Below are 24420 nucleotides of genomic sequence, written 5' to 3' on the forward strand. Positions count from 1 at the left end.
GTTCAATCCCCCGCGAAGCCGAAGGGAGTAAGCCCGGTCTCACGCTCGGGAACCAGCGGCGCGCGGCCGGCGGGCGGCGCCGATCGCTGGACGCAATCGGGGCGGGTGCAGGCGCGGCAGCCCAGCCCGATCAATGCCGCGCTCCCCGAAAGATCGATGCCCCGCGCCGCCGCCAGCGTCCGCGCCTCGCCCGCCGCCAGTCCTAGCCCCACCGCGAACCGCGCCTGTCCGGCACGCGCGCCCGGCGGCCGCACCGCACGCGCGACGGTGAACCAGCGTCCGCCGTCCTCCAGCTCGACGAGCTGCGCCACCGGCGCCTCGGGCCGGGCGAACGCTTCGAACAGGTCCCACAGCGGGCAGACCCCGGCGCCCTCCACCAGAGGCGATCCGCTGGCGCCGCCATAGCGTTTGGAGACCTGCCCCGCGCGATCGACGCGGATCATGAAGAAGGGCAGCCCGCGCGCGCCCACGCGCTGCAGCGTCGTCAGCCGGTGCGCGACCTGTTCGAAACTGGCGCCGAAGCGATGGCCCAGCAGTTCCGCATCATATCCCGTCGCCTCGCACGCGCGCAGGAACCGGGCATAGGGCATCATCAGCGCGGCGGCGAAATAGCCGGTCAGATGCCGGCGGAACATCCGCTCCGCCACGCGATCGAGTCCGGCGCCGCGCACCAGCGCGTCGATCTCGCCCCGCGCCTCCTCCGCAAGCTGCTGCGCCAGCGCGAAGCTGCGCGAAGGCGCGTCGAGCATCTCCGAAAGCTGGAGTTGGCGCGCGTGCAGGTCGAGCCGCTTGAGCCGGTCGGGCATCACCTCCACCGGCAGGATGCGGACGAGAAGCTGGTGCTTGACGCGCAGCCGCTCCGCCATCGCCCCGCCGGGGTCCGCCGATCCTGCGCGCAGCTCGTCGGCCAGCGCCTCCGCCGCGGCGTCCAGATCGGCGAAATGGTTGCGCCAGCGCTCGATCTCGCGGCGCACGCGGAGCTGCGGCTCGCCCGCCGCCTCCCCGGCCGGAGCCGCGCCGCCCGCCTGCCCGATCCGGTCATAGGCGCGCGCAAAGGCCTCCGCCCCGCCGGGCGCGCCCGCCAGCCATTCCTCCACCTGGGCACGATCGACTTCCAGATCGGCGAACATCGGATCGGCCAGGCGGCGGCGCAGCCCGTCGGCCCCGCCGCCGGGCTCGGCCGCGCTGAGCGCGCGCGGATCGAAATCGAAACTTTCGGCAAGCCGCAGGATCAGCGTGGCGCTCAACGGCCGCTGATTGCGTTCGACCAGGTTGAGATAGCTCGGCGAGATCCCGAGCATGTCGGCCATGGCCGCCTGGGTGAGCGCGGCCCCGCGGCGGAGACGGCGCACGGCATGGCCGGCGAAAAGCTTGGGATCAGCCATTCATACTCGCGCACGCCTGCACAGGGGCGCGGAGACCCACGCGCTTGCCGCTCCGGGGCCCGCGTCCGGGGAGGCGCGGTTAGCGGGCGCGGGGTCTCCGCAACACCGTGATGCCACAACCGCGCGGGTTTGTAAATATCATTACCATTCGACAATCTATTTACGGCGAGCCTTCACATCGCAACGCGAATTCCGACGCGAATCGGGTCCTCGGTCGGGGATTTGTGGCTATCCGGCGGGAAATCTTGTGAAGGAACGCACATGTCCATCCGTTTCGAAGACCTCGTCCCCGCCCCCGCCGGCCGCTTCGACGGCATCCAGCGCCCCTATTCGCCGGAAGACGTGGCGCGGCTGCGCGGCTCGATAGCGATCGAACATACGCTGGCGCACAAGGGCGCGCTGAAGCTGTGGGAGCTGCTGAAGACCGAGGACTATATCAACGCCCTCGGCGCGCTCAGCGGCAACCAGGCGATGCAGATGGTGCGCGCGGGCCTGAAGGCGATCTATCTGTCCGGCTGGCAGGTCGCGGCCGATGCCAACACCGCGGGCCAGATGTATCCGGACCAGTCGCTCTACCCCGCCAACGCGGGGCCGGAACTGGCGCGGCGCATCAACGCCACGCTGCAGCGCGCCGATCAGATCGAGCATATGGAAGGCGGATCGCAGCGCGACTGGTTCGCGCCGATCGTCGCCGATGCGGAGGCCGGCTTCGGCGGTCCGCTCAACTGCTTCGAGATCATGAAGGCCTATATCGCGGCCGGCGCGGCTGGCGTTCACTATGAGGACCAGCTCGCGAGCGAGAAGAAGTGCGGCCATCTGGGCGGCAAGGTGCTGATCCCGACGCAGGCGCATATCCGCAACCTGGACGCGGCCCGCCTGGCGGCGGACGTCTGCGGCGTGCCGACCGTGATCTGCGCCCGCACCGATGCCGAGAGCGCCAAGCTGATCACCAGCGACGTGGACGAGCGGGACCGCGAATTCCTGACCGGCGAGCGCACGCCGGAGGGCTTCTTCCGCCTGAAGGATGGCACCGGCGTGGATCATTGCATCAAGCGCGGCCTGGCCTTCGCGGCGCATGCCGACCTGCTGTGGTGGGAAACCAGCCATCCCAACATGGACGACGCCCGCCGCTTCGCCGAGGCGATCAAGAAGGAGCATCCGGACAAGATGCTGGCGTACAACTGCTCGCCCAGCTTCAACTGGGAAGCGAACCTGGACAAGGACGACATCGCCAAGTTCCAGCGCGAGATCGGGGCGATGGGATACAAGTTCCAGTTCGTCACGCTCGCCGGCTTCCACCAGCTCAACTACGGCATGTTCGAGCTGGCCCGGGGCTACAAGGATCGCGGCATGGCGGCCTATTCGGAGCTGCAGCAGGCCGAGTTCGCGGCGGAGGCGAACGGCTATACCGCCACGCGCCACCAGCGCGAGGTAGGCACCGGCTATTTCGATGCGATCGCCCAGGCCGTGGCCGGCGGCGAAAGCTCGACCACCGCGCTCGCCGAGAGCACCGAAGCCGCCCAGTTCAGCAAAGAAGCCGCGTAGCAGGAGAGTTTGTCATGCATATCGAAGAACATACCCGCCCCGAGCCGCAACGCAGCCGTGCCGTCTTCTCGACGGAGGATTTCCGCCTGATCCGCGAAGCGGTCGGCGCGCACCTCCAGCAGATCAAGGACAGCCCGGAATCGGTGAAATTCTCGAACCTCTATCACCGCCTCGGCCGCGTGGCCTGACGGCGGTCATCCAGGCGGACCCCGGCCGAACCGGGGCCGCCGGCCCGCAAACGGGGGCCAAGCATTTTCCTGGGGAGGAAAGGATGCCCGCCGGCCATCGCGCCGGCGGGCATTTCCGTTTCAGGGTCCGGCGAGATGCGAACGGAACCAATCCGCCAGCGCGGCTTCGCCGATCTCGCCCGCCGCAAGCGCGACGAAGGTGATCACGAGCTCTACGTCGCTCGCGGTCAGGCCGTATCCGTTCAGCGCCAGAAAGGTTTCGCTCACCACCGCCGCGGTGCGCTTGTTCCCGTCCACGAACGGATGGTTGCGCGCGATGCCAAAGGCATAGCTGGCCGCAAGTTCCGCCGCGTCCGGATCGCCATAGGCGGCAAGATTCTGCGGGCGTGCCATCGCACTCTCCAGCAGGCTCCGGTCGCGCACGCCTTCACCGCCGCCGTGTTCGGCAAGCTGCTCGCCATGCGCGGCCTCGGCGACCGCAAGGCCGACCCAGATCCAGTCATGCTGGGCCATGGTCTATTTCGCGAGTTCGCGCAGGGCATTGCGGCGGCGCGCCATCACTTCGCGCGCCGTCTTCATCTGCTCCTCAAATCCCGGATCGTGGCGGGTCAGCGCGATACCACCGGGCACCTCGCTGATGCTCAGTTCATCGCCCAGCGCCACACGCAGCTTCGCCAGCACCTCCTTCGGCAGGATCACACCGGCCGAATTGCCGACGCGCACCACCTTCAGGGCGTGGACACGGCCGAGTTTAGCGGGCTTGTTCATACGGATGTTATAACTGAATACACCCTCAGGCGCTACCCCCCCGCCATCCGCTCGATCCGCGCCTCATGCTCGTCCTTGCCGAAGGGGAAGCGGCGGTACAGCATCGCCGCCCCGAACCCGAGACCGATGTAGAGCAGCGCGAAGGCGATGGTCAGCCGGTCGATCGTCGGCGCGGGGACGCTGCCCGGCGCTGCCGCTTCCGGGAAGCCGACCAGCGCCAGGATCAGCCCCGCGGCGAAGATGCCCAGCCCGCTGGTGCATTTCTGGACGAAGAACCCCCCCGCGAAGAACACGCCTTCCGAACGGCGGCCGGTGTCGGCCTCCGAATGCTCCACCACGTCCGCCATCATCGACGCCCCCAGGATGGTGGAGGATACACTGCACGCCGCGTTGATCGTGAAGATGCCGAACAACAGCGGCAGCATCACCGCGCTGTCCGGCCCCGGGAACAACCCGGCGAGGCGCAGCAGATAGGGCGTCGCGATCAGCACCGATGCGCCGCCCATGAAGGCCATCGCCGCCGCCGGCTTGCCCACCCGCTTCGCCACGCGCGGCGCCACGAAAAAGGCCAGCGCCACGCCCACGAACAGGCTGGCCGCCAGCCACTGGAACTCCTGCCCCTGCATCCGCCAGACATGGACGTAGAGATAGTTGGAAAGGGCGAAGCTGATCCCCTGCGCCGAATAATAGCACAGGCCCGCACCCATCAGGGTCAGGAAGGCGCGGTTGCGCACCGTTTCCAGCAGCTCGGCGAAATGTTCGCCCAGCGTCTGCCGCTGGATGTCCGGACGGGGCAGGCGGCTGATCTCATGGTGCGTGCCGCGCGCGGAGACCAGGATCGCGGTGACCATCGCCAGCGCGCCGGCGATCGAGAAGCCGAGATAGGAATCGCGGTTGAGCAGACCGCTCTCCTGCCCCGGCGCAGGCGCCAGCAGCCAGCCATAGGATGCGACCAGCATCGTCAGCCCGCCCGCCCAGCCGAGCAGATAGCGATAGGCCATGATCCGCGTGCGCTCGTCATAATCGGCCGAAAGCTCGGGGCTCAGCGCCTGCGACGGCACCTCGTAACAGGAGACCGCGCTGCGCACGACCACCGCCATGGCGAACAGCCAGACCAGCAGCGCGCCTTGCGACAGCGCCGGCGGGTTCCACAACAATACCCAGCCGACGGCGATCGGCAGCGCGGAGGCGTACATCCACGGATGCCGCCGTCCCCAGCCGCTGCGCGTGCGATCGGACAGGAATCCCACCGCCGGATCGACGAATGCGTCCAGGATCAGCGCGCACATGATCGCGAAGCCGACCTGCGCCGAAGGCAGGCCCAGCACCTGATTGTAGAACAGCAGCAGGAAGGTGGAGAAACCGAAATCCTTCACGCCATAGGCGGCCGCGCCGAAGCCATAGGCCAGCATCGTCGACTGGCCGATCCGGCGCACGGGCGGCAACGCCGCGCCCGCGCCTGGGGTATCCGAAGGCATCTTCTCTCCTTTGTACGGGCGCCACCATAGGTGGTGTCCTGCGGCGGTCAATCACTGCTTCTTGGAAAATCGGGTATGCTTGCCCGGCCCGTTATCTCGGCTATAGCGAGGGCATAATTGGAAAGGAGAGGACGGCGCATGGCCCTCGACCCCGAGGTATTCGAGACGCTGATCGACACGATCCGCCGCTTCGTGAGCGAACGGCTGCGCCCGCTGGAGGCGGAGGTGGAGGCCGCGGACGCGATTCCCCCGCATATCGTGGACGAGATGCGCGAGCTGGGCCTGTTCGGCCTGTCGATCGCGGAAGAATATGGCGGGCTGGGCCTCACCATGGTCGAGGAGTGCCGCGTCGCGCTGGAGATGGGGCGCACCACGCCCGCCTTTCGCTCCACCTTCGGCACCAACCTGGGCATCGGCAGCCAGGGGCTGGTGCTGGCCGGCACGCCCGAGCAGAAGGCCGAATGGCTGCCGCGCATCGCCAGCGGCGAAGTGATCGCCAGCTTCGCGCTGACCGAGCCCGATGTCGGATCGGACAGCGGCGCGGTGAAGACCCGCGCGGTGCGCGCCAGGGATGCGGATGGGGCCGAGGTCTATCGCCTGACCGGCACCAAGCGCTTCATCACCAATGCCGACAAGGCCCATGTGTTCACCGTGATGGCGCGGACCGGGGAAGATCCCGGCGGGCGCGGCGTATCCGCCTTCCTGGTGCCGCGCGATCTGCCCGGGATCAGCATCGGCGAGCCGGAAAAGAAGATGGGGCAGAAAGGCGCGAAGGTCGCCGATGTGATCTTCGACGACGTTCCCGTGCCCGCCTCGCTGCGGCTGGGCGAGGAAGGCCAGGGATTCAAGATCGCGATGCAGGTGCTCGATCGCGGGCGGCTGCATATCTCGGCGGTGTGCGTGGGCGTGGCGGAGCGGCTGATCGCCGATTGCGTGGCCTATGCCAGCGCGCGCAAGCAGTTCGGCAAGCCGATCGCCGAGCACCAGCTTATCCAGGCGATGATCGCCGACAGCAAGACCGAGGCTCTGGCCGCCCGGGCGCTGGTGATGGAGACCGCCGCGGCGAAGGACGCGGGCGCCAATGTGGTGATGGAATCCGCCGCGGCCAAATATTTTGCCAGCGAGATGGTGGGCCGCGTGGCCGATCGCGCGGTGCAGATCTTCGGCGGGGCGGGGTACATCGCCGATTACGGCATCGAACGGCTGTACCGCGACGTGCGGCTGTTCCGCATCTATGAGGGCACCAGCCAGATCCAGCAGCTTATCATCGCCCGCGAAACGCTGAAGCGCGGCGGCTGAACACCGCCACACCTCCCGCCCCGGAGGCGGGGAGCAGAAGGAAATACAGATGGACACCACCAACCTCTTCCGCCTCGACGGCCGCGTCGCGCTGGTCACCGGGGGATCGCGCGGCATCGGGCGGATGATCGCGGCGGGCTTCGTCGCCCAGGGCGCGAAGGTCTATATCACCGCGCGCAAGGCCGACGCCTGCGATGCCACCGCGGCCGATCTTGGCCCCAACTGCATCTCCATCCCGCACGACATCTCCACCGTGGAGGGATGCCGCACGCTCGCCGCCGAGCTGGCGAAGCGTGAGGCGAAGCTGGACATATTGGTGAACAACGCCGGCGCCGCCTGGGGCGTGCCGTTCGACGAGTTCCCGGAGAGCGGCTGGGACAAGGTGATGGACCTGAACGTCAAATCGCCCTTCTTCCTGACGCAGGCGCTGCACGCGATGCTGAAGACGGCCGCGAGCGCGGGCCGCCCGGCCAAGGTGATCAACATCACCTCGATCGACGGGCAGCGCGTGAACCCCTGGCAGACCTACAGCTATCAGGCATCGAAGGCGGCGCTGATCCACCTCACCCGCCGCGTGGCGGCCGAGCTGATCCAGGACAATATCGTCGTGTCGTCGCTCGCCCCGGGCGCCTTCCCCAGCGACATGAACCGCGCCGCGCGCGACCATGGCGACGGCGTGGCCAAGCGCATCCCGGCCGGCCGCATCGGCGTGACAGAGGACATGGCGGGCGCCGCCATCTACCTGGCTAGCCGCGCGGGCGATTATGTGGTGGGCGAGACGCTGACGGTCGACGGCGGCATCGTCAACGCATCGCTGGCGAGCAGCATCGACGGGTGAGGCGCGGCGGCGAGGCGGAAGGGTTCAACCCCCTGCCGCGTCGAGCGCGTGACGCAACCGCGCGATCGCCGGGAGATATTTGCGTTCGAGCGCATCGCGCCGATCGCACGAAAGGCGCGCGAGCCGTTCCGGATCGGAATTGTCGCTGAGATCGGCGAGCTTCACCCGCATCGCCGATGCGAATCCGCTGGCCGCCAGCGCCTCGATCCACTCGGGATAGGTCACGCCGCCGCCGGGCTTGGTGAGCGCCTCGACGATCGCGATCACCTCGGGCGGATAGCCGAACGCGGTGAGCGTTTCGGCGGTGGTGCCGGTATCCTCGATGCTGTCGTGCAGCCAGGCGGCGTGGCGTTCGGCCTCGCTCGCGCCCGGAAACAGCCGGAGCAGGTGCCGCGACACCCGCGCCAGATGGCCGATATAGGGTTCGCCAGCCTTGTCGGTCTGTCCCGCGTGCAGCGTAGCGGCAAGCGCTGCGGTCTCCTCCAGGGTCGGCGTCCCCGGGCCGAACACCTTGAGTCTGCCCGCCTTTGGCAGAATCGGCTCCAGCCCGCTCACCAACCGGCCACCCAACACCAGTCTATTCCATGGGTGGCCGGGTGGTGAGCGGGCCGGTGCCGCCTGAACAGGACGAACACTAACGCGCGATCCCCGCCGACGCGAGCACCGCCAGCGTCACCAGCTCGCTGGCGGTCGCCGTCATCGGCGCGATCTGGATCGGCTTTTCCATGCCGATCAGCATCGGGCCGATCGTGGCGTCGCCGCCCAGCTCGCGCAGCAGCTTGGCCGAGATGTTGGCCGATTGCAGCCCCGGCATGATCAGCACGTTTGCCGGGCCGGAAAGGCGCGAGAAGGGGTATTTCTCCATCTGGCGCGGGTTCAACGCGACGTCCGGCGCCATGTCGCCTTCATATTCGAAGTTCGGCTGGCGCTCGTCGAGAAGCTGGACCGCCGCGCGGATATTCTCCAGCCAGCGCCCCGGCGGGTTGCCGAAGGTCGAATAGCTGAGGAAGGCCACGCGCGGTTCATGGCCCATGCGGCGGGCAACCGCGGCGGTGCCCTCCGCGATCGCCGCCAGCTCCTCGGCGGTCGGGCGCTCGTTCACGGTGGTGTCGGCGATGAACACGGTGTGCGACTGGCCGACCAGCACATGGATGCCGAACGGCGTGCGGCCTTCCGCCGGATCGATCACACGGCGGATCTGGCGCATGGTTTCGGCATAGGTGCGGGTGACGCCGGTGATCATCGCGTCGCCCTTGCCGAGCTGGAGGAGCAGCGCGCCGAAGATGTTGCGATCGCGGTTCACCAGCCGCTCGACGTCGCGGCGCAGATAGCCGCGGCGCTGGAGCCGCTTGTAGAGGAACTCCACCATCTCGTCGCGCAGCGGCGAGTTGACGCTGTTGTGCAGCTCGAAATCGGCGGGATCGGCGCCCAGTTCGCGCAGCTTGTCGGCCACGGTGTCGCGGCCGATCAGCAGCGGCGTGCCATAGCCGCCCTCGCGGAAGGCGATGGCCGCGCGCAGCACCACCTCGTCCTCCGCCTCGGCGAAGATCACGCGCTTCGGGTTCGCACGCGCACCGTCATAGACGAGGCTGAGGACCGAGGTGGTCGGGTTCAGACGCGCGCGCAGCGATGTGCGATAGGCGTCCATGTCCTCGATCGGCTTGGTCGCCACCCCCGAATCCATCGCTGCCTGGGCGACGGCGACGGGCACCACCTCCATCAGCCGCGGGTCGAACGGCGCGGGGATGATATAATCGGGGCCGAAGCTGTGCTGCTTGCCATAGGCGAGCGCCACTTCCTCCGGCACCTGCTGGCGTGCCAGATCCGCCAGCGCGGTGGCGGCGGCGATCTTCATCGCGTCGTTGATCGTCGTCGCCCGCACGTCCAGCGCGCCGCGGAAGATGAAGGGAAAGCCCAACACGTTGTTCACCTGGTTCGGATAATCCGAACGGCCGGTGGCGATGATCACGTCGGGCCGCGCGCGCTTGGCCTCGGGCGGGGTGATTTCCGGATCGGGATTGGCCATCGCGAACACGATCGGCCGCGCCGCCATCTTCTGCAGCAGTTCGGGCGGCAGCGCGTTGGCGGCGGAAAGGCCCAGGAACACGTCCGCGCCCTCCAGCGCCTCCGCCAGCGTCCGGCGATCCGTCGCCACGGCATGCGCCGACTGCCACTGGTTCATGTCCTCACGCCCGCGATAGATCACGCCCTTGCGATCGCACATCAGCAGATTGTCCTGCGGCAGCCCCATCGCCTTGATCAGATCGGTGCAGGCGATCGCGGCGGCGCCGGCGCCGTTCACCACCACCCGCGTCTTCCGGATGTCGCGGCCGGTGATGTACAGCGCGTTGATCAGCCCCGCCGCGGCGATGATCGCGGTGCCATGCTGATCGTCATGGAAGACCGGGATCTTCATCCGCTCGCGCAGCGTCTGTTCGATCACGAAGCATTCGGGGGACTTGATGTCCTCCAGGTTGATGCCGCCGAAGCTGGGTTCCAGCAGCGACACGGCGTCGATGAAACGCTCGACATGCTCGGTGTTGAGCTCAAGGTCGATCGCATCGACATCGGCGAAGCGCTTGAACAGCACCGCCTTGCCTTCCATCACCGGCTTGGACGCCAGCGCGCCCAGATTGCCCAGCCCCAGGATCGCCGTGCCGTTGGAGATCACCGCGACCAGATTGCCCTTGGCGGTATAGTCATAGGCGGCGGCCGGGTTTTCCGCGATCGCCCGCACCGGCACCGCGACTCCGGGCGAGTAGGCCAGCGCCAGGTCGCGCTGCGTGGCCATCGGCTTCGACGCGATGATCTCGATCTTGCCGGGGCGGCCTTCGGAGTGGAAGCGCAGGGCCTCGCGATCGGAGAACTGGACGTTGGCGTCTTCGGACATGCGGTGGGGTTTCCTTTCCGGTCGCCCTCCCTTTAGGAGGGACTTGTCCCCAAGAAAACCCGGCGCGGGTGTTGATCCGGCACAGGGTTGCGTTACGCAAAGCCGCGATGTCCGCCGCCGCGCCCACCCCGATGATGGCCCAGTATCTGGCGCTGAAGGCCGAGGCCGGGGATTGCCTGCTGTTCTATCGCATGGGCGACTTCTTCGAGCTGTTCTTCGAGGATGCGAAGATCGCCAGCGCCACGCTGGACATCGCGCTCACCGCGCGCGGCGAGCATGACGGTGAGCGCATCCCGATGTGCGGCGTGCCGGCGCATTCTGCGGAGGGCTATCTGGCGCGGCTGATCAAGGCCGGGCACCGCGTCGCCATCGCCGACCAGATCGAAACGCCGGAGGAGGCCAAGAAGCGCGGCGGATCCAAGGCGCTGGTGGCGCGCGCGATCATCCGCGTCGTGACCGCGGGCACGCTGACCGAGGAGGCGCTGCTCGACAGCCGTTCGGCCAACTGGTGCGCCGCCGTGGGCGAGGCGGGGGGACAGGTGGCCATCGCCTGCGCGGACATCTCCACCGGCCGTTTCGAGCTGATCGAGACCAGCCCCGAACGGCTGGCGGCGGAACTGGCCCGGCTGAACCCGGCGGAGGTGATCGCCTCCGAAGCGTCCGCCTTCGCCGAGGCCGCCACGGTGACGCGGTCGCGCGCCGATTTCGACAGCACGGCCGGCGAGGCGCGGCTGAAGCGGCTCTATGGCGTCGCCACGCTCGATGGTTTCGGCAGCTTCGGCCGCGCGGGGCTGGCGGCGGCGGGCGGGCTGGTGGCCTATCTGGAGCATACCGCGCGTGGCAGCCTGCCCTTCCTGCGTCCGCCGCGCATCAGCCGCACCGAAGCGGCGATGGCGATCGACGCCGCGACGCGCGAGAGCCTGGAGCTGACCGTCAGCAGCGCGGGAACGCGCAGGGGCAGCCTGCTCGACGCGGTGGACCGCACCGTCACGGGCGCGGGTGCGCGCATGCTGGCGGGCGACATCGCCGCCCCGCTGATGGACCGGCGCGCGATCGAGACGCGGCTGGATCTGGTGCAGCATTTCCACGACGATCCTGGCCTGCGCGACATGCTGCGCAGCAATCTGCGCGCGCTGCCCGATATCGGCCGCGCGCTGGGACGGCTGGCGGCCGGGCGCGGCAGCCCGCGCGACCTAGGCCAGCTCCGCGACGGGCTGGACGGCGCTTGGCGGCTGGGCGAGCGGCTGCGCGGCATCCCGGACAAGCCGGCGCTGCTGGCCGAGCTTGCCCCGCTGCTGCAAGGCCATGGCGCGCTGATCGATCTGCTGCAGCGCGCGCTGGTGCCCGAGCCGCCGGTGGATGCCGGCAAGGGCGGCTATATCGCCGAAGGCTATGACGCGGCGCTCGACGATTTGCGCGATACCGGCGCGGGCGGGCGGCGCATGATCGCCGCGCTGGAGGCGGACTATCGCGGCCGCACCGGCATCCAGGCGCTCAAGATCCGCCACAACGGCGTGCTCGGCTATCATATCGAGGTGCCTGCGCGCTCGGCCGATCCGCTGATGGCGCCCGACAGCGGCTTCACCCATCGCCAGACGCTGGCGGGCGTCGTCCGCTTCAACGCGCCCGATCTGCATGAGGCTGCGCTGAAGGTGACGCAGGCCGGCGCGCACGCGCTGGCGGCGGAGGCGGCGCACCTGGAAGACCTGACCGCCGCCGCGCTGGACCGGCGGGAGAGCATCGCTGTCACCGCCGACGCGCTCGCCCGGATCGATGTCGCCGCCGGCCTGGCCGAACGCGCGGCGGAGGGCGGCTGGGCTCGCCCCGGCCTGGCGGACCACGCCTGTTTCGAGATCGAGGGCGGGCGCCATCCGGTGGTGGAGGCGGCGGTCGCGGCATCGGGCGGGCGCTTCGTCGCCAATGATTGCACGCTGGACGAGGGCAACCGGCTGTGGCTGGTCACCGGCCCCAACATGGGCGGCAAGTCCACCTTCCTGCGCCAGAACGCGCTGATCGCGGTGCTGGCGCAGGCGGGCAGCTTCGTCCCGGCCACCGCCGCGCGGCTGGGCCTGGTGGACCGGCTGTTCAGCCGCGTCGGCGCGTCGGACAATCTGGCGCGCGGGCGCTCCACCTTCATGGTCGAGATGGTCGAGACCGCGGCGATCCTGGCCCAGGCGACCCCGCGCAGCTTCGTGATCCTGGACGAGGTGGGACGCGGCACCAGCACCTATGACGGGCTCGCCATCGCCTGGGCGGTGGTGGAGGCGATCCATGAGGACAATCGCTGCCGCTGCCTGTTCGCCACGCATTACCACGAGCTGACGCGGCTGGCCGAACGCTGCGAAGCGCTCACGCTGCACCATGTCCGCGCGCGCGAATGGAAGGGCGATCTGGTGCTGCTGCACGAGCTGGCCGGCGGGCCGGCCGACCGCAGCTATGGCATCGCCGTCGCCCGGCTGGCGGGGCTGCCCCCGGTCACGATCAAGCGCGCCCAGGCGGTGCTCGACAGGCTGGAGCAGGGCCGCGCCAGGACCGGCGGGCTGGCCGCGGGCCTCGACGACCTGCCCCTGTTCGCGGCGGCCGCGGAGGCGGAAGCCGTCGACGCGCTGCGCGAGGAGCTGGGGCGGATCGACGTGGATTCGCTCAGCCCGCGCGAGGCGCTCGACGCGCTCTACCGCCTCAAGGCGCTGGCGCAGGATTAGCGCGCGGGCAGGAACCGCGGGTTGCGCAACAACCCCGCCGAGACGAGCGCGACCGGCAACCCGACCGGCAATATCTCGGTCAGCGTGATCGCGAAGCGGAACAGCGGGTTGGCATATTGCGCGCGAAACGACTCCATTTGCGCGGTGAGCGCGGCAATCTCCGCGGCGCTCGCTCCCTGCGCCTTGCGCTCGGCGATCACGCCCGCGGCATATTCGGCCATGAAGTCGGAACCGGCGGTGGCGAGCGCGATCTCCCAGGCGATCGCATAGATCAGGCTCCCCAATGCGACGATGCCGAGCCCCATCCCCAGAGCGGGCCAAAAGCGCACCACTCCGCCCCCCTCCACGTCACGCCACCGCTTGATCGCGACGAACACCGTGCTGAACGCGATCAGCATGGTGAGATAACCGATCACCATGCCCAGCTCCGGCTGGATCCGGTCCGCCCAGGCGGTGAGCGCAAGCATCGGCGCGCCCGCGATCAGGCCCGCGATAGCGCCATAGGTCAGTATCTTCTTCAGCATCACATGCCCCCGATGTCCGTGCGAGATTGCGCGCTCAACAGCACCGCCGCAACGCTGCCCGGCAATCGCCCGAACGGGTGATTGGGACGAACGGCGGCGCGATCACCCTAAACGACTATGCCCAGCTCGCGCGCCCGCGCCACCGCATCGGTGCGGCGGCTGGCCCCCAGCTTCTCGTAGAGCCGCGCGACATGCGTCTTCACCGTGTTGGGCGAGATGCGCAGCGCGTCCGCGATCTCGCGGTTCGACCGGCCGGCCGCCAGCTCGCGCAGCACCGCCAGTTCGCGCGTGCTGATGCCCAATGATTCGACCGCGGCGGGATTGCCGTCGAACGGCGGGCGCGTGCGCGGCGCAAGCACGCGCATGCCGATCACCATGCCCAGCGCGAGGAAGCCGGCGGCCACGAGGAAGAGATAGAACCCGGTCGAATGCGATCGCACCATCCAGCGATAATCGAGCCACTGCAGCAACGCCGTGCCCAGCGCCAGCAGCAGCGCATAGGCCACGAGGTGCCGCCACATCGGCCCCGGTCTTCCGCGCGTCGCGATGATCCGTCTCCGCCCTGTCTGCCGCCGCTTCCGTTAGCAGATGCGCGGGCGCCTTGGCAGCTTTCCCGCGGCCGTCCCGGCCGCTATCGACCGGCAAACTGCAAGGAGGGTGGAACATGAGCGAATCGCCCAATACGCTGCACGCCGAGGACTGGGCGGGCGAGATCGGCGAGCGCTGGCTCGCCAACCTCGATCCGTTCGAAGGCCAGATCGCCCCGGTGGGCGACGCGCTGTTCGCCCGCGCGGGATTCGCACCCGGCGAGCATGTGATCGACATCGGCTGCGGCGGCGGCGGCACCACGATCCGGATCGCCCGCGCCGTGGCGCCCGGCGGCAGCGTGCTGGGCCTCGACATCTCGCAGGCGCTGGTGGACGAGGCCCGCCGCCGCGCGCAGGCCGCGGGCGCCACAGCCGCCGCCTTCACCTGCGCGGACGCCGCCGCGGGAATTCCCGAAGGGGCGCCGTTCGACCGGCTCTATTCGCGCTTCGGCACGATGTTCTTCGCCGATCCGAAATCGGCCTTCGCCAATCTGCACGCGATGCTGCGGCCCGGCGGGCGGATCGACATCTCGGTCTGGGCGCCGGCGCCCGACAATCCCTGGATGATGGAGACGATGGGCGTCGTCGCGCGGCACATCGCGCTGCCGCCGCGCGTTCCGGGCACCCCCGGCCCCTTCGCGTTCGGCGACACCGGCTATCTGCTCGAGATCCTCGCCGCGGCAGGCTTTTCCGAACCGGATATCGCGGGCTGGGAGGGGCTCCAGCCGATCGGCGGGCCGGGCGCCACCCCGGCCGAGGCGGCGGCCTTCATCACCGGCGCCAGCTCGGTCGCCGATACGCTGAAGGCAGCGGGTCCGGAGATCGCCGCGCGCGTGGTCGGCGAGGTGGCGGCGCTGTACGCGCGGTTCCACCGGCCCGGCGAGGGCGTGATGATGGGCGGCAAGGCCTGGCTGGTCACCGCACGCGCCTGAACGGGGCGACGGCAGCCCGGCGTGCCTTTCGCCGCGCTGCGCGTTAGGAAGGGCGCATGCCCGATCTGGCCGCCATCGTCGCCGATATCGCCGCCGAGATGGCGGCCGCGCCCGATCGCGGCACGCCGGCCAGCTACATCCCCCCGCTCGCGGCGGTGGACCCGGCGCGGTTCGGGATCGCGATCGTCGAGGCGGACGGCACCGTCCACGCCGCGGGCGACGCGGACATGCCCTTTTCGATCCAGTCGGTGTCGAAGGTGTTCGCGCTGACGCTGGCGCTGGGCGCGGTGGGCGACCAGCTATGGAAGCGCGTCGGCCGCGAGCCTTCGGGCAGCGCGTTCAACTCGATCGTCCAGCTCGAGACCGAGCACGGCATCCCGCGCAACCCGTTCCTCAACGCAGGCGCCATCGTGGTCTCAGACATACTGCTCGGCCGCCACGAACCGCGCGAGGCGATCGGCGAGATGCTGCGCTTCGTGCGCAACCTAGCGGGCGATGACGGCATCTTCATCGACGAGGCGGTGGCGCGCGCCGAGCAGGAGACCGGATTCCGCAACATCGCGCTGGCCAACTATATGCGCGCCTTCGGCAACCTCCACCACCCGGCGGAGCGCGTGCTGGGCGTCTATTTCCATCATTGCGCGCTGGCGATGAGCTGCCGCCAGCTCGCCCTCGCGGGGCGATATCTGATGGCGGGCGGGCGCAACCCGGATACCGGGGGCAGCGTGGTATCGGCCCGGCGCGCACGGCGCATCAACGCGCTGATGCTCACCTGCGGCCATTATGACGGATCGGGCGAATTCGCCTTCCGCGTCGGCCTGCCGGGCAAATCGGGCGTGGGCGGGGGCATATTGGCGGTGGCGCCGGGGATCGCGTCGATCGCGGTCTGGTCGCCGGGGCTCAACGAACGCGGAAACTCGCAGCTCGGCACGCTGGCGCTGGAACGGCTGGTGCATCGCACCGGCTGGTCGGTGTTCGAACCGCGCTAGGGCCGCCCTTCATTCAGGCGGCACCGGCCCGCTATCCCATCAGGTCGCGCACGGGCAGCGTCATCGCCATGCCTTCGGGCACCTCGAAGAACGGCGTCAGGATATAGTCGCCGTTGTCGAACAGGATCGTGGCATAGTGCGGCCCGGACCCCACCTCCGCGGTGCAGGAGCTGCGCGGCGGGGCGGTGCACTGATAGACCTCGTTGACGTACAGCTCTGCCCCGATGGTGGTGGAATTTTCCAGCACCACCTCGCCCCAGCCCCCGGCGGACTGCGCCCCGGCCATATTGGGAGCGAGCAGCAGTGCGGCAGACAAGACGGCCCAGCGGCGCATTGGCGAACTCCCTTCGCCGCAAGCCTTACGGCGCGGGCGCGCGGCGCGGGATCGGTATTGTACCGGAGCGGCGGCGCTTCAGCGGGCGGACGCGCGGCGGCGGGGCGGCGCGCCGAAGTCGCGCTCGACATAGCGGATCGTCACGCCCTCCGCCTCCGGCTCGGCGCGGAATACGCGGGCGTGGCGGGCATAGAAGACGGTCAGCCGCCGCGCGCCGTCCCAGCGCAGCGCGACGCGCACCGCGCCGCCTTCCTCGTCCGCGACGCCGTGATCGGAATCGGCGATGAATACCGGCGCCGCGCGCTCATGGCCGTCGAACTCGCGGCCGACGGCGACCTGGGTGGAATAGCCGGTAGTGGCGCCGCAATCGCGGATGCTGCGAAAGGCGGCGGTGGTGCCGCCGGGATCGGGCGCGGTTTCGATCAGCGCCCCGCCACAGGCCGCGCCGCCGCATCCGCCCAGCAGGGGCATCATCAGGCTGAAGAGCAACGCGGCGCGCATCGCCGTCTCCGGCTGTCGAAGGGCTGGCGGGGGCGATACGCGCAACCCGCGGCAAAGCCCATCCTGCAAAAATGCCCGCGCCGCAAAAATGCCCGTGCGGTGAAAATGAAAGAGGCCGCCGGGCCCCTCCCCGGGTACCCGGCGACCTCCGACATGGTCAGCGGCCGGAGAGCTCCAGCCCGGGAGACCATGCGGACCGCTTTCACTGTGGCTGCGAACGTTGCCTGGAGGGGAATTCCTCCCGCTCGCTACGGACGGAGGGCTTCCGTCCGCGCCATCAGATCAGCGGCGCGTCTCCCGAACGAACTGAACCGACCCCATTGCTGAACCATGAGACATCGGATCACCTCCTTTCGCTAGTTGAGCCTGTGTACCGTCTCCGGCACGGGCACACCATGAATCGCGATGAGTCGCAGAACAAGTCTTGTTTTGCAGCGCAATAGGTGCGAATCTTCTCGCTTCCGCGCGTTGCCGGCCCGGCGCGCCCGGAATCACCCCGGAATCAGGACGGCGAAAACGCCGGTATGCCGCTCAGCGGCAGTCCTCGATCACGCGCAGCAGCTCCGCCCAGGCAGGCACGGCAAGCGGCGCCAGCCGCTCCGCCAGCACGGCGAAGCGCCCGCGCGTATGCCCCATCGCATCGAGCAACGGATCGCGCGGCGCCAGCTCGAACGCGACATAGGGAACGTCGCCGCCGGTCGGCGTGACGGGCAGCGCGCGCATCGTGGACGAGGTGCGCACCGTCAATTGCTGCGCCCCGTCGCCCAGCCGGGCGACATAGACGCGGCCGCGCTGGCGATCGCAACGCACGGTGAGGTCCGCAGGTGCGCCGGGGCGGCCGAACAGCGCGATCGATCCGCGCGCGTCCTGGCGCCAGGCCCAGGTACCGGGCGCCACCGCCACGTCACGCCAATCGGCCGGGGCAGGCGCCGGAGGGGGCGGCGGCGGGGGCGGCGGCAACGGCACGGGCGGGGGAGCCGGCAGCGGGCGCGGCGGCGGGGCGGGCTTGTCGGCGGTGCAGGCGCTCAGCGCGGCCAGCAGCGCGAGCGGAACGACGGGGGCGAATATGCGGCGCATCGGCGCCTTATGCGGGATGGCTCCGCGCCGCTCAACCGCCGAACGGCGATCAGGCCGCCCGGCGCGACAGCGCGCGCTCCGCATGGGCGAACAGCTCGCGCTCCTCCCAGGCGAGATGCTCGAACAAGGGCGCCAGCGCGGTCTCCGCCGCATCGCCGAACCGGTCCCACTCCGTCGCGAGGCGGGTGACCGGCCAGGCCGACACGAAGCGCATCAGCCCGTCCTGGATCGTCGAATGATATTGCCGGTGCGCCCAGGCGGCACGCGCGGCGAGCAGATCGCTGCACGCGGTGAGCGTGCGGCACAGCGCGCGGTCGACGCGCAGGCTGTGGTCCGCCACCGCGTTCACCAGATCCCAGCGGAGCATCACGATCGACGCGGGATCGGGGAAGCCGGCACGCGCCAGCCCCGCCAGATACGCGGCCTGCCCGGCAATCAGCCTGTGCCCGTTCCGCAGACATTCGATCGATTGCACCCGCGATCCCCTTGCTTTCGATTCGCAAGATATCGCGTTCGGAACGCGCGCGTTATTACGGTATTCTGCGGTAATTTTCCGGAATTCCGGCCGAAAATCGGGTCGATTCTTGCTGAAATGTTTCCATTCTATTGCGTGGTTGTTGTCTGGATGGCCTCGACGATTCCCGGAAGCCATGCCGATCCGTCGCGCAGACGCATCGTATTGGTATAGGCCCAGGCGCAGCTCTGGACCCCGATCGATGCATAGGCCGACGAGATCGTGCCATAATATTTGATCCGTTCGGACAGCGGCACGCCCGCCACGTCGTTCGCGCCGTATTCGCCGACGAAGGGCACCCGGCCGCTGGCGTTCATATAGGCGGTGACGGCGTTGAGGTTGTTCTGAAGCTCCGCATAGTCCGATCCGCCGAACACGCGGCCCAGCGGCGGGGTGGGCGTGATCCAGGTCGCGCCCTGATGCGTGAAGTTGAACGGATCATAGGTGTGGATCGTCGGCACGACATAGGGATCGGACGGCAGCACCAGCGTGGCCAGCGATCCGACGCCCGACCAGTTCTGCCCGCCCACCACCACCGGCCGCGTGGGATTGGTTGCGCGGACATTGGCCAGCGCGGGATTGAGCACCGGCAGAAGGTTGCTGTCGTTCAGCGCGCCGTTGGGCTCGTTGATCAGCTCGAACCAGACGCTCGCATCGGGCTGCGACGCGAATTCGGCGGCGATCTGCTGCCACATCGCGGCGAAGCGCGCGGCATGGGCGGCGGGGGTGACGAACAGTTCCTCATAATGATGCATGTTGAGCAGGATCTTCAGCCCCGCCGCCCGCGCGGTATCGACCACGTGGCGCACGCGCGCCATCCAGGCGGCGTCGATCGTATAGGGCGCGGCGGCCAGCGCATGGGTGGACCAGCGCACCGGCAGGCGGATCGAATCGAAGCCCGCGGCCTTGATGATCGCGAAATCGCCGTCCACGATCGCGCGGCCCCAATCGCCCTCGTTCGGCGCCTCCAGATGGTTGCCCATGTTGACGCACTTGCCCAGGTGCAGGCGGACGCCCGTGCTGGGCTCGCGCGCGGCGATGGGGGTGAAGCTGGGGGTCGGCGTGGGCGTGGGCGTTGGAGTCGGCGTCGGCGTGACGATCACCGGGCCGCCACCCCCGCCGCTGCCGCCCGCAGCCGGGCCGCTTCCGCATGCCGCCAGCCCGATCGCCAGCACGGCGCCGCCCATGCGCAGATTGCCCATCCTCGCCTCCTGATCCGCGCGGGTCTGCCGCCCGCCATGTCAACGTTGACAGGATATCGCCTGAGGCACGGAAGGCAAGCGCGCTCTGCCGCCCCTCAGAATCCCGACAGGAAGGCCGCGACATTCTCCCCCAGCGCATCGACGGCATAGCCGCCCTCCATCACCACCAGCGCGGGCAGCCCCAGCGCGGCGATGCGCGCGCCCAGCCGGGGATAATCGCCCGTGCGGATCGCGAAGTGGGAGATCGGGTCCTGCGCGAAAGTGTCCGCGCCGAACGACACCAGCAACAGCCCCGGCGCGAAGCCCGCGATCGCATCCAGCGTGCGATCCAGCGCGGGGAGATAGCCGTCGATCCCCGTGCCGCGCGGCAGCGGCAGGTTCAGCGTCGCGCCCTCCCCCGCGCCCTGCCCACGCTCGTCGGCATGGCCCCAGTAATAGGGATAGTCCGCCGCCGGATCGGCATGGATCGACGCGAAGAAGACCGTGCCGTCCTCCAGGAAGAGGTCCTGGGTGCCGTTGCCGTGGTGATAGTCCACGTCCAGGATCGCGACGCGCGCCACGCCCGCGTCCTGCGCCGCGCGCGCGGCGATGGCGGCGTTGTTGAGATAGCAATAGCCGCCGCAATAATCGGCGCCCGCATGATGCCCCGGCGGGCGGCACAGCGCGAAGGCGGCACGCGCATCCCCCGCCAGCAGCGGGGCGAGCGCGGTCAGCGCCGTCTGCGCGCTCCAATAGGCGCCGTTCCAGGTGCCCGGGCCGATCGGCGTCACCGCATCGAAGCTGAACCGCCCGAGCAGCGCATCGATGCGCGAGAGCACCAGCGGGCGGCGCCCCACCACCGGCCAGGCATAGCCGATCGCATCGCCGTCCCGCCCCGCTTCGCGCCAGCGGGCATGCGCGCCGCGCAGGAAATCGAGATAGTCCGCGCCATGCACCCGCGCGATCGGCGCCATGCCGAAATCGCGCGCCGCCGCCAGCCCGCCCAGCCGCGCCGCCACGATCCGCGCGCGATCGGCGGTTTCGGCATGATCGCTCCACCCGCCGTTATGCATCTCCCGCGCGGGCAGATGCGATAGCTGGCGGGGATCGAAGACGCTGAGCATCCCCCGACCCTCGGCGAAGCGGCCGGGGGGCGTCAAGCGGGCGGCAGCAGGGGGATGGGCGGCGGAGAGGTGACGAACGGCTCCTCACAATGGTGCTTGTTGAGCAGTATCTTCAGCCCCGCCAGACGGGCCGGTGTCCGCCACATGGCGCACCCGCACGTCCAGGCGTCGAACGTATAGAGCGCGGTGGCCAGCGCATGGATGGGCCTGCGCACCGGCAGGCGGATTGAATGAACCGCGCGGCCTTGATGATAGTGAACTCGCCGTCCACGATCGCATGCACAAACCGTCAGGCCGCCCGCGGAGTGATCCGGTCCAGTTCGCCATTGAGCACCCGCTTGGCTTCGAGCAACTCATACTGATCCTGCAGGCGCAGGAAAAAGCCCTCGGACATGCGGAAGTAGCGCCCGAGCCGCAGATCGAGTTCGGCGTCCATCGGCCGCTCACCCGAAAGCACCGCCTGAAGATGCGCAACCGGCGCGTCGATCGCAGCCGCGAGCTGCGCGGCGTCAAGCTCCAGCGGCTCCATGAATTCGCTCGCCAGCACCTCGCCAGCATGCGGATTATGCAGCCAATCGGGGTTAGTGATAGTCCGTGATCTCGACACCGTCCGCGCCTCCATCGCGCCAGACGAAGCATATACGCCATTGCATGTTAATGGAAATGGAGTGCTGGCCCGCACGATCGCCGGAGAGGGAGTGCAGGCGGTTGCTGGGCGGATTGAGGAGGTCGTCCAGAGTTTCGGCAGCGTCGAGCATCACAAGCCGAACGCGCGCACGATCCTGAATGTCCTGCGGTAGTTTGCGGCTTCGAAGGCCGCGACAGATGCGCTCGGTTTCTCTGTCGGCGAAGCTACGGATCATCGACGTACCAGCGATTCAAGCCTGCGCCACAGCACCTCACCGGGTAGCTGCGCCTCCCAAAATTTTAGCCCATTGACGTTGTTTCCCGTGATCGACGAAGCTGCCGCAGAAGGGCTCGGCTGGGATTGGCCCGCCATATCGATCCAGTGCCCGCCTTTGATCTCGGCGATATAAGGTACCCCCTTGTACCTTGCCCGGAGCTTAGTCCCTTCTGGTAGACGAAGACCCCGAGAATGGAAGGCCTTAGGGTCGAGGCCGCGAGCGAGGCCTTCCGATAGTGTCTCGACGCCTTCCAGGAACGAACTATTGCTCTCGGACTCAAGCGGCGAGTCAAGACTCAGGAGCGCCCGCAGGACATCATCGTATGTTTGCCCTTCATAGCTCAACGCTGCAGTCAAAGCCTTGTAAACTTCGAGACTTACCCGAATCTCCATGAGCCACCTCCGGCGGCTCCGTAGCGCACTAATAGTGCTATTTCAACTAAAAAATAGCGCTATTAGTGCCGCCCGCCGAACTTGCGCTGGGTCTTGCCATAGCGGGTCTTGCGGGTGCCCGGCTTGCCTTCGTTGCTGCGGCCCATCACCGGGGCCTTGTGCTCGCCCGGGGGCAGGCCCAGCTCCTCGTTCTCCAGCGCACGGATCTGGTCGCGCAGGCGCCCGGCCTCCTCGAACTCCAGGTTCGCGGCGGCCTCGCGCATCTGTTTTTCCAGATCCTCGATATAGGCGCGCAGATTGTGGCCCACCATGTGCGCGGGGCCTTCGTCGATCTCGACGGTGACCTGATCCTTGCTGGCGACATGGGCGATGATGTCGCCGATGTTCTTCTTCACCGTTTCCGGCGTGATGCCGTGTTCGGCGTTGTAGGCGAGCTGTTTCTCGCGCCGCCGCCCGGTTTCGGCCAGCGCGCGTTCCATGCTGCCGGTCATGCGATCGGCGTAGAGGATCACGCGGCCGTCCACGTTGCGCGCGGCGCGGCCGATCGTCTGGATCAGCGAGGTTTCGGAGCGCAGGAAGCCCTCCTTGTCCGCATCCAGGATCGCGACCAGGCCGCATTCGGGAATGTCGAGCCCCTCGCGCAGCAGGTTGATGCCCACCAGCACGTCATAAACGCCCAGGCGCAGATCGCGGATCAGCTCGATACGCTCCAGCGTCTCGACGTCCGAATGCATGTAGCGGACCTTGATCCCCGCCTCGTGCATATATTCGGTCAGGTCCTCCGCCATGCGCTTGGTGAGCGTGGTGACGAGGGTGCGGTATCCCTTGGCCGCGGTGGCCTTGCACTCCTGGATCAGGTCCTGCACCTGCTCCTCCACGGGGCGGATCTCCACCGGCGGGTCGATCAGGCCGGTGGGGCGGATCACCTGTTCGACGAAGACGCCGCCGGTCTGCTCCAGCTCCCATCCGCCGGGCGTGGCGGAAACGCACACCGTCTGCGGGCGCATCGCGTCCCATTCGTTGAAGCGCAGCGGGCGGTTGTCGATGCAGCTCGGCAGGCGGAAGCCATATTCGGCCAGCGTGATCTTCCGCCGGTGGTCGCCGCGCGCCATGCCGCCCACCTGGGGCACGGTGACGTGGCTTTCGTCGACGAACAGCAGCGCGTTCTCCGGCAGATATTCGAACAGCGTCGGCGGCGGCTCGCCGGGCAGGCGGCCGGTGAGGAAGCGGCTGTAGTTCTCGATCCCCGCGCACGAGCCGGTGGCGGCGATCATCTCCAGATCGAAATTGGTGCGCTGCTCCAGCCGCTGCGCCTCCAGCAGCTTGCCCTCCGCATGCAGCTCCTTCAGCCGCTCGGCCAGTTCGTGGCGGATCGCCTCCATCGCCTGCTTCAGCGTGGGGCCGGGCGTGACATAGTGGCTGTTGGCATAGACGCGGATGTGATCCAGGCTGGCCACCTTCGCGCCGGTGAGCGGATCGAATTCGGTGATCTCCTCGATATCGTCGCCGAAGAAGCTGATCCGCCAGGCGGTGTCCTCATAGTGCGACGGGAATATCTCCAGGCTGTCGCCGCGCACGCGGAAGGCGCCGCGGGCGAAGGCGGCGTCGTTGCGCTTATATTGCAGCGCGACCAGCTTGCGGATGATCTCGCGCTGGTCCGCCACCTGGCCCTTCTTCAGGTCGAAGATCATCGCCGAATAGGTCTCGACCGATCCGATGCCGTACAGGCAGGACACGCTGGCGACGATCAGCACGTCGTCGCGCTCCAGCAGCGCGCGGGTGGCCGAATGGCGCATCCGGTCGATCGCCTCGTTCACCGAGCTTTCCTTCTCGATATAGGTGTCGGATCGGGGGACATAGGCCTCGGGCTGGTAATAGTCGTAGTAGCTGACGAAATATTCGACCGCATTGTCCGGGAAGAAGCTCTTGAACTCGCCATAGAGCTGGGCGGCCAGGATCTTGTTGGGGGCCAGGATCAGCGCGGGGCGCTGAAGCTCCTGGATCACGCTGGCCATGGTGAAGGTCTTGCCCGAACCGGTGACGCCCAGCAGCACCTGATCGCGATCGCCCGCGCGCGCGGCCGCCACCAGTTCCGGGATCGCCTGGCGCTGGTCGCCGGACGGCTGATAGTCGGAGACGAGCCGGAACGGACGCCCGCCCTCCACCTTCTCCGGCCGCTGGGGGCGGTGGGGAACGAACGACTGGCCCGTCTCGGGCTCCGCCAGGCTGGTGCGAATCTGGATTGCCATCGCCGCGAATATGGGGAG

At 68.6% G+C, this 24420-nt stretch carries 26 protein-coding genes; 7 read left to right on the forward strand and 19 right to left on the reverse strand.

Annotation, left to right across the window (positions count from 1 at the left end):
- Nucleotides 1-2: 2 nt before the first annotated feature.
- The gene (locus tag OM513_RS10915; protein ID WP_264944262.1) at nt 3-1385 is read right to left on the reverse strand and encodes a helix-turn-helix domain-containing protein; all 1383 of its coding nucleotides are present in this window, start codon (nt 1383-1385) and stop codon (nt 3-5) included.
- 261 nt (nt 1386-1646) lie between these two features.
- Here OM513_RS10915 and aceA point away from each other — a divergent pair, with 261 nt between their 5' ends.
- Nucleotides 1647-2930, forward strand: coding sequence for an isocitrate lyase (aceA, locus tag OM513_RS10920; RefSeq protein ID WP_264944264.1), 1284 nt, complete (start codon nt 1647-1649; stop codon nt 2928-2930).
- A 14-nt stretch (nt 2931-2944) separates the two neighbouring features.
- Entirely contained in the window at nt 2945-3118 is a 174-nt protein-coding gene (locus OM513_RS10925) for a hypothetical protein (RefSeq protein ID WP_264944265.1), read from the forward strand.
- A 120-nt stretch (nt 3119-3238) separates the two neighbouring features.
- On the opposite strand, the gene OM513_RS10930 is transcribed toward OM513_RS10925, so the two are convergent.
- From OM513_RS10930 to OM513_RS10940, 3 genes are read right to left on the reverse strand one after another with little or no spacing between them, the layout of a single operon-like run.
- Entirely contained in the window at nt 3239-3631 is a 393-nt protein-coding gene (locus OM513_RS10930) for a type II toxin-antitoxin system death-on-curing family toxin (RefSeq protein ID WP_264944267.1), read from the reverse strand.
- A 3-nt stretch (nt 3632-3634) separates the two neighbouring features.
- Nucleotides 3635-3886, reverse strand: a complete 252-nt coding sequence (locus OM513_RS10935) for an AbrB/MazE/SpoVT family DNA-binding domain-containing protein (protein ID WP_264944268.1) — start codon at nt 3884-3886, stop codon at nt 3635-3637.
- A gap of 32 nt (nt 3887-3918) precedes the next feature.
- Nucleotides 3919-5364, reverse strand: a complete 1446-nt coding sequence (locus tag OM513_RS10940) for an MFS transporter (protein ID WP_264944269.1) — start codon at nt 5362-5364, stop codon at nt 3919-3921.
- A gap of 138 nt (nt 5365-5502) precedes the next feature.
- Here OM513_RS10940 and OM513_RS10945 point away from each other — a divergent pair, with 138 nt between their 5' ends.
- Together OM513_RS10945 and OM513_RS10950 are read left to right on the forward strand one after the other, a co-directional pair.
- Nucleotides 5503-6663, forward strand: coding sequence for an acyl-CoA dehydrogenase family protein (locus tag OM513_RS10945; protein ID WP_264944270.1), 1161 nt, complete (start codon nt 5503-5505; stop codon nt 6661-6663).
- A 49-nt stretch (nt 6664-6712) separates the two neighbouring features.
- A complete protein-coding gene (locus tag OM513_RS10950) occupies nt 6713-7501 on the forward strand; it encodes an SDR family oxidoreductase (protein WP_264944271.1) in 789 nt (262 codons plus the stop codon).
- 24 nt (nt 7502-7525) lie between these two features.
- Here the strand turns inward: OM513_RS10950 and OM513_RS10955 are convergent, their stop codons facing one another.
- Both OM513_RS10955 and OM513_RS10960 read right to left on the reverse strand, forming a co-directional pair.
- Entirely contained in the window at nt 7526-8056 is a 531-nt protein-coding gene (locus OM513_RS10955; protein ID WP_264944272.1) for an HD domain-containing protein, read from the reverse strand.
- A gap of 79 nt (nt 8057-8135) precedes the next feature.
- Nucleotides 8136-10391: an NADP-dependent malic enzyme gene (locus OM513_RS10960; protein WP_264944273.1), complete on the reverse strand. Its 2256-nt coding sequence runs from the start codon at nt 10389-10391 to the stop codon at nt 8136-8138.
- Between the two features lie 131 nt (nt 10392-10522).
- Here OM513_RS10960 and mutS point away from each other — a divergent pair, with 131 nt between their 5' ends.
- Nucleotides 10523-13093 (forward strand): DNA mismatch repair protein MutS, encoded by a 2571-nt coding sequence (gene mutS, locus OM513_RS10965; RefSeq protein WP_264944395.1) that lies wholly within the window; start codon nt 10523-10525, stop codon nt 13091-13093.
- On the opposite strand, the gene OM513_RS10970 is transcribed toward mutS, so the two are convergent.
- Both OM513_RS10970 and OM513_RS10975 read right to left on the reverse strand, forming a co-directional pair.
- Entirely contained in the window at nt 13090-13617 is a 528-nt protein-coding gene (locus OM513_RS10970; RefSeq protein WP_264944274.1) for a DUF4199 domain-containing protein, read from the reverse strand. The genes mutS and OM513_RS10970 overlap by 4 nt on opposite strands.
- 107 nt (nt 13618-13724) lie before the next feature.
- Nucleotides 13725-14138: a response regulator transcription factor gene (locus OM513_RS10975; RefSeq protein ID WP_264944275.1), complete on the reverse strand. Its 414-nt coding sequence runs from the start codon at nt 14136-14138 to the stop codon at nt 13725-13727.
- A gap of 143 nt (nt 14139-14281) precedes the next feature.
- Here OM513_RS10975 and OM513_RS10980 point away from each other — a divergent pair, with 143 nt between their 5' ends.
- Together OM513_RS10980 and OM513_RS10985 are read left to right on the forward strand one after the other, a co-directional pair.
- The gene (locus OM513_RS10980) at nt 14282-15136 is read left to right on the forward strand and encodes a class I SAM-dependent methyltransferase (RefSeq protein ID WP_264944276.1); all 855 of its coding nucleotides are present in this window, start codon (nt 14282-14284) and stop codon (nt 15134-15136) included.
- Between the two features lie 56 nt (nt 15137-15192).
- Nucleotides 15193-16125 (forward strand): glutaminase, encoded by a 933-nt coding sequence (locus OM513_RS10985; protein ID WP_264944278.1) that lies wholly within the window; start codon nt 15193-15195, stop codon nt 16123-16125.
- A 31-nt stretch (nt 16126-16156) separates the two neighbouring features.
- Here the strand turns inward: OM513_RS10985 and OM513_RS10990 are convergent, their stop codons facing one another.
- From OM513_RS10990 to uvrB, 11 genes are all read right to left on the reverse strand, one after another.
- Nucleotides 16157-16459, reverse strand: a complete 303-nt coding sequence (locus OM513_RS10990) for a hypothetical protein (RefSeq protein WP_264944279.1) — start codon at nt 16457-16459, stop codon at nt 16157-16159.
- A gap of 78 nt (nt 16460-16537) precedes the next feature.
- A complete protein-coding gene (locus OM513_RS10995; RefSeq protein WP_264944280.1) occupies nt 16538-16960 on the reverse strand; it encodes a hypothetical protein in 423 nt (140 codons plus the stop codon).
- 531 nt (nt 16961-17491) lie between these two features.
- On the reverse strand, nt 17492-18037 hold the full coding sequence (locus tag OM513_RS11000) for a hypothetical protein (RefSeq protein ID WP_264944282.1): 546 nt from the start codon (nt 18035-18037) through the stop codon (nt 17492-17494).
- A 49-nt stretch (nt 18038-18086) separates the two neighbouring features.
- A complete protein-coding gene (locus tag OM513_RS11005; RefSeq protein ID WP_264944283.1) occupies nt 18087-18512 on the reverse strand; it encodes a hypothetical protein in 426 nt (141 codons plus the stop codon).
- A gap of 128 nt (nt 18513-18640) precedes the next feature.
- The gene (locus OM513_RS11010) at nt 18641-19753 is read right to left on the reverse strand and encodes a glycoside hydrolase family 5 protein (protein ID WP_264944284.1); all 1113 of its coding nucleotides are present in this window, start codon (nt 19751-19753) and stop codon (nt 18641-18643) included.
- Nucleotides 19754-19848: 95 nt separating this feature from the next.
- The gene (locus OM513_RS11015; protein WP_264944285.1) at nt 19849-20856 is read right to left on the reverse strand and encodes a histone deacetylase family protein; all 1008 of its coding nucleotides are present in this window, start codon (nt 20854-20856) and stop codon (nt 19849-19851) included.
- A 32-nt stretch (nt 20857-20888) separates the two neighbouring features.
- Entirely contained in the window at nt 20889-21071 is a 183-nt protein-coding gene (locus OM513_RS11020) for a hypothetical protein (RefSeq protein ID WP_264944286.1), read from the reverse strand.
- Between the two features lie 74 nt (nt 21072-21145).
- Nucleotides 21146-21478, reverse strand: a complete 333-nt coding sequence (locus OM513_RS11025; protein ID WP_380916304.1) for a HigA family addiction module antitoxin — start codon at nt 21476-21478, stop codon at nt 21146-21148.
- On the reverse strand, nt 21438-21719 hold the full coding sequence (locus OM513_RS11030; protein ID WP_264944288.1) for a type II toxin-antitoxin system RelE/ParE family toxin: 282 nt from the start codon (nt 21717-21719) through the stop codon (nt 21438-21440). The genes OM513_RS11025 and OM513_RS11030 overlap by 41 nt, the downstream gene beginning before the upstream one ends.
- On the reverse strand, nt 21716-22153 hold the full coding sequence (locus OM513_RS11035) for a DUF4357 domain-containing protein (protein WP_264944289.1): 438 nt from the start codon (nt 22151-22153) through the stop codon (nt 21716-21718). The genes OM513_RS11030 and OM513_RS11035 overlap by 4 nt, the downstream gene beginning before the upstream one ends.
- A 62-nt stretch (nt 22154-22215) precedes the next feature.
- Entirely contained in the window at nt 22216-24402 is a 2187-nt protein-coding gene (gene uvrB, locus OM513_RS11040) for an excinuclease ABC subunit UvrB (protein ID WP_264944290.1), read from the reverse strand.
- Between the last annotated feature and the right edge of the window lie 18 nt (nt 24403-24420).

The sequence above is a fragment of the Sphingomonas canadensis genome (genome assembly GCF_026013525.1).
In the GTDB taxonomy this organism is placed as follows: Bacteria; Pseudomonadota; Alphaproteobacteria; order Sphingomonadales; family Sphingomonadaceae; genus Sphingomonas; species Sphingomonas canadensis.